This is a genomic window from Campylobacter sp. MG1 (assembly GCF_026616895.1).
Taxonomy (GTDB): domain Bacteria; phylum Campylobacterota; class Campylobacteria; order Campylobacterales; family Campylobacteraceae; genus Campylobacter_E.
Genome location: NZ_JANYME010000062.1, coordinates 1 through 204, shown reverse-complemented (window position 1 = coordinate 204; position 204 = coordinate 1). Strand labels below are relative to the sequence as shown.

Here is a 204-nt window from a genome sequence, read left to right as displayed (position 1 = left end):
AATTTACATTTACAATGGATTCTAATGTAGTAAATAACGAACAAGGAATGATTAAATTAAGTATAGGTAGCGTAAGCGATACAGCAAATGTAGTTTATGTACCAGCTACCCCTGATAACACAGATGATAAACCAGTTGATGTAGTAACTCCAGTAGAACCTAAACCTGAACCAACTCCAGTAGAACCTGAAGATAAACCAGTTG

General features: G+C 35.3%; 1 protein-coding gene. It reads left to right on the top strand.

The features are described from left to right. Window positions 1-14: 14 nt before the first annotated feature. The coding region (locus NY022_RS09755) for a hypothetical protein (RefSeq protein WP_267525682.1) at window positions 15-204 on the top strand (190 nt) is incomplete at its 3' end.